This window comes from Colwellia sp. BRX8-7 (assembly GCF_014077275.1).
Classification (GTDB): Bacteria; Pseudomonadota; Gammaproteobacteria; order Enterobacterales; family Alteromonadaceae; genus Colwellia_A.
The window spans coordinates 1-218 of sequence record NZ_JACGVP010000154.1; the positions used below are offsets into that span (position 1 = coordinate 1).

At 50.5% G+C, this 218-nt stretch carries 1 protein-coding gene; it reads right to left on the reverse strand.

Going from position 1 to position 218, the window contains the following annotated elements; genetic code table 11:
- Positions 1 to 197 (reverse strand): hypothetical protein (locus tag H4J57_RS20435; RefSeq protein WP_259366905.1); only part of this gene is annotated, 197 nt, incomplete at its 3' end.
- Positions 198 to 218: the final 21 nt, after the last annotated feature.

Genomic DNA, 218 nt, shown 5'->3' on the forward strand with positions numbered 1-218 from the left:
ACAACCCCCACAATACGACCTGCCGCATCCCGGCGTGAAGTGGAGTTCAACAGCACATCCACCCGGTCGCCCGTTTTGGTAAACAACGGAAATTCATAGTTAGCCGACTCTTCACCTTGCAGGGCTTTATCCAATATCCCTTTAACCGAGGCCTTGTAATCATCGGTGATAAACCCGGCCACCAGATCTTTTCCCATGACATCAATCTTAGCAAAGCC